The following is a 7,486-nucleotide window of genomic DNA, read 5'->3' on the forward strand; positions in this document are numbered from 1 at the left end:
GGCCGCCGGCCCCCCAGCCCCCCCCAAATTAAACCCTTCCCCCCCCCGGCGGGCACCGCCGCGGGTAAACCCCCCCCCCGGGCCCCCCCCCCGCCCCGGCCACGGCAGCTCGCCCCGCCGACCGGGAAAGCTCGCGTCGCGGTGAAGCCCTGGCTCTTGTAGGACACGACGAGCTCATGGCCGTCGCCCACGTAGCAGCCGACGCGGAGGAGGAGCGAGACGAACGGATCTGCGTGACCATGCGCTCGAATTCGGCAAGGTCTGTGGCGGGTCCTTGAAGCCCCCTATCTCGGCCAGCTCAAGGAACGTGCGGAGCGGCTCCGCAGCGCGTGACGACTGCTTCAGGGGAGTGCGCCCGGCCAGGACTGCGGCAGCATCTCCCCTGCGAGTACGCGGATGGCACTGAAGTTGGTTGACGAGACGGATTCCGCCGCGCTGCTCACGCAGTCCCCGGCCCGCCCCGACCGCAGGCGGGCCGCCGGCTGGGCCCTGCGTGCGGCTCGACCTGCCCGCGTCGCCGCAGGCGGACCGCTCCCGCAACTGGCCGCCGTATGCGTCGCGGCGTACACGCCCCCCGGGGCCGGTAACGGGCTCACTGAGGTGGACCGGATGGCTCGCGACTGCGGTCTGGATCCGCTTGCTCTGCCGGACGTACTCGACCAGCTGGCGACGGCACTGGGCGGCGTTGGCCGCGTGCTGGTAGGCCTGCCTCAGCCCGTGGTAGTCACTGCGTGTGCAGTCACGTACAGCGACAGCGCCCGGATGATGGACCTCGTGATCACGGTGGCGGCCGTTTCGCTTTGCCGTCGTGGTTCAGAGGGGATTCAGAGGTGCGGGCGCGCGTCTGGTTGATCCCGGGCTTCGAAACTGTCTCGGCGTATGTTCCGACTCGTCTGTCGTTCATGTCTTGATCGGCTGCGATGTCCTCGTAGTCCCCGACGCGGACCTCCGCGTGGACGAAGCCCCTGTTCACTGGGGCGGATTCCGAGGTGCGGGGGCATCATCGAAGAGGATGTGCCGCAGTATCCGGGTGAGGTGTTCGGTGAGCTGCTCGGGTGGCATCGAGGCAAGTGGCTCGGTTCGTGCGATGTACCGGCTGAAGACCACTCCGATCATGTGTGACCCCACGAGTGCTACGCGGGTGTCCAAGTCATCGCCGAGCGCTGCCGGTGCGTTGGGGGAGAGCACGGACCGGTACGCAGCGGCACTGTGCTCCTGCATCGCGACCAGGAGGTGAGCGGCTGCACACTCGTCGGACGCGGCACTGCGCACGAGGGCGACGAGTGGGTCGTTGACGGCGTCGGTCTCCATCCGCTGGACGAAGGCGTGGGCGATCCGGTCGGGCAGTGTCGCCGGGTCTCCGGCAACTACCCGTTCCAGGTCGCTGTTACCGGGCACAGCCGCGAGGAAGAGCCGCTCTTTGGACTGGAACTGACGCGTGATCAGACCGTGGGTGACACCGGCTCGGCGCGCGATTTCGCGGAGGGTCGTGCGGGCGTAACCACGCTCGGCGAAGGTGTGACGGGCCGCCTCCAGAATCGCTGCTCGGTGTCCCTCCGGGTCCCGTCGGCGCGTGCGCAGTGGCTTCTCGGACGCTTCCTGACCGTTCATGGCGACTCCTTCATCTGATCACTGTAGTGCCGGCCACCGGGGTCCTCGCTGACCGCTGGTACCCTTAATATCCAAGTGGATATTAAGGGTCATTGAGATTGGAGGCTGTTGTGAGCACGAATCCGCCGGAGTCCGCGGGGATCGTCGAGACGCGGCTACTGCACAAGATGCACCGGGCCGCGACGTCCCTGCTGGCCGACGCCGCACAGCGCGACAACGCCCCGTCGGCCGCACTGGCCGAACTGCGTGACTTCCTGGTGGCGGCGCTGCGGCATCACCACCAGAGCGAAGACGATGTGCTCTGGCCGCAGTTGATCGCCGCCGACCCGGTGGCCGGCGCCGTGCTGGGCGAACTCAGCACGGAACACGATGCGCTGGACGCGGCATTGGACGCGCTGGCCGTCGCTCCCGTGCAAGGCGATGCGGACCGGGCAGCGGTGGCCGCCACGGCAGCCAGTGTGCGCGACCTGGTGCACCAGCACCTTGAGCACGAGGAACCGGTGCTGTTTCCCGCGTTGGCAGCGCACATGTCAGATGAAGCCTGGACCGAGTTCTCCCGCGCCGTGATCGCCTCGGCCCCGCCCGTAGGGGCCCACCTCAACCTTGGCTTCTTCGAACAGGTGGGCACTCCCGCCGAGCTCGCGGTGGTCACAGCGAACCTGCCGCAAGCCGTTCTTCCCCTCGTGCCGGCCATGCGTGAGCAGGCCAAAGCCACCCTGAACAGCCTTCACACACCCCACAACGTAAGGACGGTCATCGCGTGACCAGCACACTCATCGTCGGCGGCAGCGGCGGCCTGGGCGCAGTGATCGCCCAGTACTTCGCAGACCGCGGTGACGACGTCATCATCACCAGCAGGGACAAGGCACGGGCCGAGACCATTGCCGCCGGGATCGGCGTCGGCGTCCGGGGGCTGGCCCTCGACCTTGCCCAACCCGAAACGATCAGCGCCTCGTTGGCCGACGTGGCCGAGGTCGACAATCTTGTCATCACCGCGGTCGGGCAGGCCGCGAACACGCTGGCGCAGTTCAACATCACTGATGCCGTGACGGCCGTGACCATGAAGCTCGTCGGCTACGCCGAGACCGTCCGTGTGCTGCGCGACCGGTTGAGCCCAGGCGCTTCCATCGTACTTTTCGGCGGGCTCGCCAAAGAACGCCCGTATCCAGGCTCGACCGTCGTCACCACCTTCAACGCCGGAATCACCGGCCTGGTGAAAACCCTCGCGGTGGAGATGGCTCCGCACCGCGTCAACGCCCTGCATCCGGGCCTGATCGGCGACAGCCCCAAATGGCGCGACGTACCCAACCCACCGCACTCGGCCCAGACACCGATCGGACGACTGGTGACGATGGCCGAGATCGCCGACGCCACCGATTTCCTGCTCCGCAACACCGGCATCAACGCCCACGACCTGTACATCGACGGCGGCCTGCTGACCACCTGACCCACAGTTCCGAGGCGGGAACCTGCACCTACCGGGCGACGAACTCCACGGCCTCACCGGGCAGCTCCGCCCGGTTCCCGGGAAACCGGCCGTACTGCGTGTAGAACTTCAGCAGCACGGCGAAGCCCAGTCGCGTCGCACCACGCTTGCCGGACACCAGCGCCTGCTCGTCCTTCAGCAGCGTCCAGTGCTCGACCAGCTCATCCAGGTCCAACGGGGTACGGGCCACGTTCGTAGATCGTCCTCGGTTGGGCTCACGCACCCAGCCGCACAGCCTCAGCCTCACCCGCACGAGGGATGCCTCGCAAGATCACCGCTGCTTGCGGCTGGTGACGATCCTGCTGGCTCATTCGGCCACGCGGCGAGGGAGAGGCCGAGGCTGGCAAGGTGGCTGAGGCGGGTGCGGTTGAGCGTGTGGCCGTTCCATCAGGCATCGACGTCCTACGAGCCGCCAGCCCCGCTGGGCTCGGAATAAGCCAGCAGGATCGGTGACTGGGACAAACCGACCGCTTTTCCGCCCTGCCACGGCAGGGCAAGGTCGGCCAGGGCTTCACGGTGCAAAGGAGCCCGGTGCGCCGGTAGTGATGTCGGTGAGCAGCGCGGGCAGGAGATCCTCCTCGTAGACCGGCACGGTGTTTTCGCATCGCGGGTACCAGGTGCTCGTCCCAGGGAGCGTCCGAATCCAGCAGATGCAGGGCGTCGGTGCCCTCGGGGACGGCCGCTAGGTAGTCGGCTGTGCTCATCCGCCACGCGACCGCCGTCGGTCCTGCGGCGAGGAGGGCGCGCCGTGCGCCAGTCCTGCCTGGTCGAAGTCGGCGCGGACAGCGATATTCCATCCGGTGTCCGACAGGGCGCCGATGGCTTCGCATTCCAGTCAAGGTGGAGGGCCCTGTCTCGCAATGTGCCGACAGCCGTCTGCACCTCGTCTCGTTCTGGCGATTACTGCGTGACCTGTGCGTGGCGGTCGCGTTCATCGGCTGTGCGAAAGATCATCACGTGTGGCCGCTGGATCTGGTGTGCTCCCGGGGCCGGCATTCTCGGTAGCGTGACCATCTGCTGCATGGAGGGTCCATGTGTCCGGCTGGTCCGTGCGACGGCTTCCGACGGAGAGTGATGAGGCTGCAATGAGTGAACTGACGAAGCCCGAGGTCGACGTTCCGGAGGGTGACGCTCCTACCGAGCTGACCATCCGGGACCTGGTCGTCGGGTACGGGGCTGAGGTCAAGCCGGGCATGGTGGTAAGGGTCCACTATGTCGGGGTGACCTTCGAGTCCGGGAAGGAGTTCGATGCCTCCTGGGACCGGGGCCAGCCGTTCAAGTTCGCCCTGGGCAGTGGCAAGGTCATCAAGGGCTGGGACCGGGGGGTGAGGGGGATGAAGGTCGGCGGTCGGCGCGAGATCATCGTTCCCCCGCGTCTCGGCTACGGCAATCAGTCGCACTCGCCGTTGATCCCGGCAGGCTCGACCCTGGTCTTCGTGGTGGACCTGCTGGACTCGTATTCCAGCACAACCGGGTGGAGCAACGCCTAATGACCCTGGCCGCTCCTCCCCTACGACGTGCTGCGTCGCCCCTCGGGGTTGGCGCCGCCGCGCTCCTCGCTGCCGCTCCTGCTTCCGCCTCCGCAGCGTGAACCGCCCCGGGTTCGGTGGATTCGAACTGGGGTGGTTCGCCTGGCGCACCGTCAGTGACGAGGTCGAATGCGCTCACCGTCACAGCCCCCTCCGGAGTTCAAACGTGGGGACGCGCTCCTGGGAGGTCCGTACCATACGGCGGGACGCAGCAGACTGGGATATCTGTCCGCGAGCTTCACAGGCTGTGCCCCGTGGCCACCATGGCCTCGATGCAGCAACGTGCGGTGAAAGCGTCCTGCTGGTCCTCCAAGAGCACGGTCGGCATGACGAACAACAGGCACCAGGAGTTGAGCTCCTGTTGGATCCACAGGTCGAGCCCCATCAAGGCGGCGACCACCATAGCTGATTCTCGTGTGCGGACTCGCATCGGGTTCCTCGCCTTTCTCCTGGGGTGGTCCAGAGCCTTTCGGCGTCAGGAACGGCGATGGCCGCCAACGTGGGCGTTCTCCAACGGTGTGCCGTGTGCGCATTGCTGAATCGCCGTACCGCGATCACACACGTTCAACGCTTCCACCGGCCAGCCGCTCGGCGGAACCCGGACGAACCCGGACGGGCACGGAGGGCTGAAGGAGGGCTGCCCCTACACTGATGGGCACGTTCGCACACGACACCGTGGAAGCCGAGGGGCGCAGGTGGCGAGTCCAAAGCCGGTAGATGCCTTCCCCTTGCCCCAGGACGACATGGACGTGGCGGACTTCGTCCGCGGCCTGCGCTCGATCAAGTTCTGGGCCGGCGACCCATCGCTCGAAGTGCTGTACCGCAGGACAGGCGTGGCCACTAGCACACTGTCCGACGCATTGAATCCGCAGCGGCGGCGCCTTCCTTCACTGGAACTGGTCCGGTCCCTGGTGCGTGCCTGCGGCGCCAACGCTGTACAGGCAGCGCAGTGGGAGCGGGCGTGGCGTTCTGCAAGAGCCCGTGACAGCCATCTTGCTGCAGCCGGACCGCTGCCAACAAGCCACTTGCTTCCGCTCGCCGAGGACTGGACGCCCCGTCAACTCCCCCCCAGATATCAGTGGGTTCACCGGTCGCACCGACGCCCTCGTGGCACTCTCCGGGATACGCCGGGACGCGCCCGCCACCGTGATCACCGGCACGGCCGGCATCGGCAAGACGGCGCTCGCCGTGCATTGGGCACACCAGGTAGCTGCCCACTACCCGGACGGCCAGCTGTATCTCGACCTACGCGGACACGCCACCGATCCCGCGCTCACCGCCTCCGAGGCATTGTCGTTGCTGCTGCAGTCCCTGGGGGTGCCGGGTGAGCGGATCCCCCTGGACCTGAACCTGCAGATGGGCCTGTATCGGTCGGTGCTGGCCAACCGGCGGGTGCTCGTAGTTCTGGACAACGTGCTGGACGTGGCGCACGTTCGCCCACTGTTGCCCAGCGGCCACGACTGCCACGCCCTGGTGACGAGCCGTGACACCCTGACAGGTCTGGTTGTCCGCGAGGGCGCGGCTCGGATCTCGCTGGACATCCTCCCGGCTGCGGAGTCCCTCGAGCTGCTGTCGGTCCAGCTGGGCCGGGACCGCGTGGACGCGGAGCTGGGGGGCGCCGAAGAGCTGGCCGAGCTTTGTGCCCATCTGCCGCTGGCTCTCCGTATCGCCGCCGCCAACCTGGCGGCCCGCCCCGCGCAGAGTTTGGCAGGCACGGTTGCCGAACTGGGTGGTACGGATCTGCTGGCACGGCTGCAGGTGGTCGGTGACCCGGAGAGCGCGGTCGCGGCGGCCTTCGATCTCTCCTACCGTTCTCTTTCGGTGGAGACACAACGCCTGTTCCGCCTCCTGGGAGTGATCCCGGGCCCGGAAGCGAGCCGCGAGGCGGCAGCCGTCCTGCTCGGCCGCGAGTTGTCGGCGCCGGTGTTGGAGCTCGACGAGCTGTTGGCGGCGCACTTGCTGTCCGAGCCGATTCTGGGACGCTACCGCAGCCACGACCTGCTGGCGCTGTACGCAAAGCAACTGGCGGACACCGAGCCGCAGGAAACGCGCGAGCCCGCACTGCATCGGCTGCTGTCCTGGTACCTGCTCAGCCTGGATGCCGCCAACAGGATCATCATGCCGAACGGCTGGGTCCTGTTCCCCGACGAGTTCCCGCTGACCGGTTCTCCGCAGACATTCTCCGGCCCGCACGACGCCCAGGCGTGGCTCGCCGCCGAACACGCGAATCTCATCACAGCGGCCATCCACGTCTCGGAGTATGGGCCCGCCCCCTTCGCCTGGCACCTGGCCCACGCGCTGCGCGCAAACTTCGATGCCCACCGCTCGGCCGGGGGCGCGCTCGCCGCCAACCAAGCTGGACTACGTGCAGCCGAGGCACGCGACCATCCGCTCGGGCGGGGAATGTGCCACATGTGTTTCGGCTTCATCGCAATGGACATAGGAGACCTGGACGCGGCACTGGAAGAGTTCAACTCCGCGAAGATCCAGTTCGATCGGATTGGCTTCGCCCGGGGACTCGCGGCCGCCTGGAACGACTCTGCTGAGGTTTGCACCAGATCCGGCCGCATCGTGGAAGCCCTCCATCACGCCTCCACAGCCCTGACTTTCCACACGGATTACGCTCCGAGTCGCGCCGTGCATCATGCCAATCTCGCCGAGATCTTCCGCATACAGGGCAACTACACGGCCTCCCAGCGGCACGCCCAGGAAGCCCTGGCCCTCGCCGCCGGGAACGGCAACCCGCAGACAGCCGCGGTCGCCAAGCTGGGCCTTCCCCTTGATCGTGGACACCTGGAGACTGGGATCTGAGGTTCCAGAGGAAGTAGCACCAGGTGGGAAGCAAGTACACGAAGCGGTA

7 protein-coding genes are annotated in these 7,486 nt (G+C 67.2%); 4 read left to right on the plus strand and 3 right to left on the minus strand.

Annotated elements, in window-relative coordinates; genetic code table 11:
• Positions 1 to 969 precede the first annotated feature (969 nt).
• Positions 970 to 1,611 (minus strand): TetR family transcriptional regulator, encoded by a 642-nt coding sequence (locus ACFVWD_RS56495; protein WP_389606841.1) that lies wholly within the window; start codon positions 1,609 to 1,611, stop codon positions 970 to 972.
• Positions 1,612 to 1,721: 110 nt separating this feature from the next.
• On the opposite strand from ACFVWD_RS56495, the gene ACFVWD_RS56500 reads away from it, so the two are divergent.
• Complete coding sequence (locus tag ACFVWD_RS56500) at positions 1,722 to 2,375, plus strand: hemerythrin domain-containing protein (protein WP_389606843.1); 654 nt, start codon at positions 1,722 to 1,724, stop codon at positions 2,373 to 2,375.
• Entirely contained in the window at positions 2,372 to 3,058 is a 687-nt protein-coding gene (locus ACFVWD_RS56505) for an SDR family oxidoreductase (protein ID WP_389606845.1), read from the plus strand. The genes ACFVWD_RS56500 and ACFVWD_RS56505 overlap by 4 nt, the downstream gene beginning before the upstream one ends.
• Positions 3,059 to 3,086: 28 nt before the next feature.
• Here the strand turns inward: ACFVWD_RS56505 and ACFVWD_RS56510 are convergent, their stop codons facing one another.
• Positions 3,087 to 3,287, minus strand: coding sequence for a DUF4158 domain-containing protein (locus tag ACFVWD_RS56510; protein ID WP_389606847.1), 201 nt, complete (start codon positions 3,285 to 3,287; stop codon positions 3,087 to 3,089).
• 895 nt (positions 3,288 to 4,182) lie between these two features.
• Here ACFVWD_RS56510 and ACFVWD_RS56515 point away from each other — a divergent pair.
• Positions 4,183 to 4,587, plus strand: a complete 405-nt coding sequence (locus tag ACFVWD_RS56515) for an FKBP-type peptidyl-prolyl cis-trans isomerase (protein ID WP_389606848.1) — start codon at positions 4,183 to 4,185, stop codon at positions 4,585 to 4,587.
• Positions 4,588 to 4,864: 277 nt separating this feature from the next.
• Here ACFVWD_RS56515 and ACFVWD_RS56520 read toward each other — a convergent pair whose 3' ends face one another.
• A complete protein-coding gene (locus ACFVWD_RS56520) occupies positions 4,865 to 5,029 on the minus strand; it encodes a hypothetical protein (RefSeq protein WP_389606849.1) in 165 nt (54 codons plus the stop codon).
• 704 nt (positions 5,030 to 5,733) lie between these two features.
• On the opposite strand from ACFVWD_RS56520, the gene ACFVWD_RS56525 reads away from it, so the two are divergent.
• On the plus strand, positions 5,734 to 7,437 hold the full coding sequence (locus ACFVWD_RS56525; protein WP_389606850.1) for an NB-ARC domain-containing protein: 1,704 nt from the start codon (positions 5,734 to 5,736) through the stop codon (positions 7,435 to 7,437).
• Positions 7,438 to 7,486 lie beyond the last annotated feature (49 nt).

The sequence above is a fragment of the Streptomyces sp. NPDC058086 genome (genome assembly GCF_042885015.1).
In the GTDB taxonomy this organism is placed as follows: Bacteria; Actinomycetota; Actinomycetes; order Streptomycetales; family Streptomycetaceae; genus Streptomyces.

What these genes read in the sequence shown, in the direction of transcription:
- ACFVWD_RS56495 (WP_389606841.1), bottom strand. Translation starts at nt 1,611, where the DNA reads ATGAACGGTCAGGAAGCGTCCGAGAAGCCACTGCGCACGCGCCGACGG.
- ACFVWD_RS56520 (WP_389606849.1), bottom strand. Translation starts at nt 5,029, where the DNA reads ATGGTGGTCGCCGCCTTGATGGGGCTCGACCTGTGGATCCAACAGGAG.
- ACFVWD_RS56515 (WP_389606848.1), top strand. Translation starts at nt 4,183, where the DNA reads ATGAGTGAACTGACGAAGCCCGAGGTCGACGTTCCGGAGGGTGACGCT.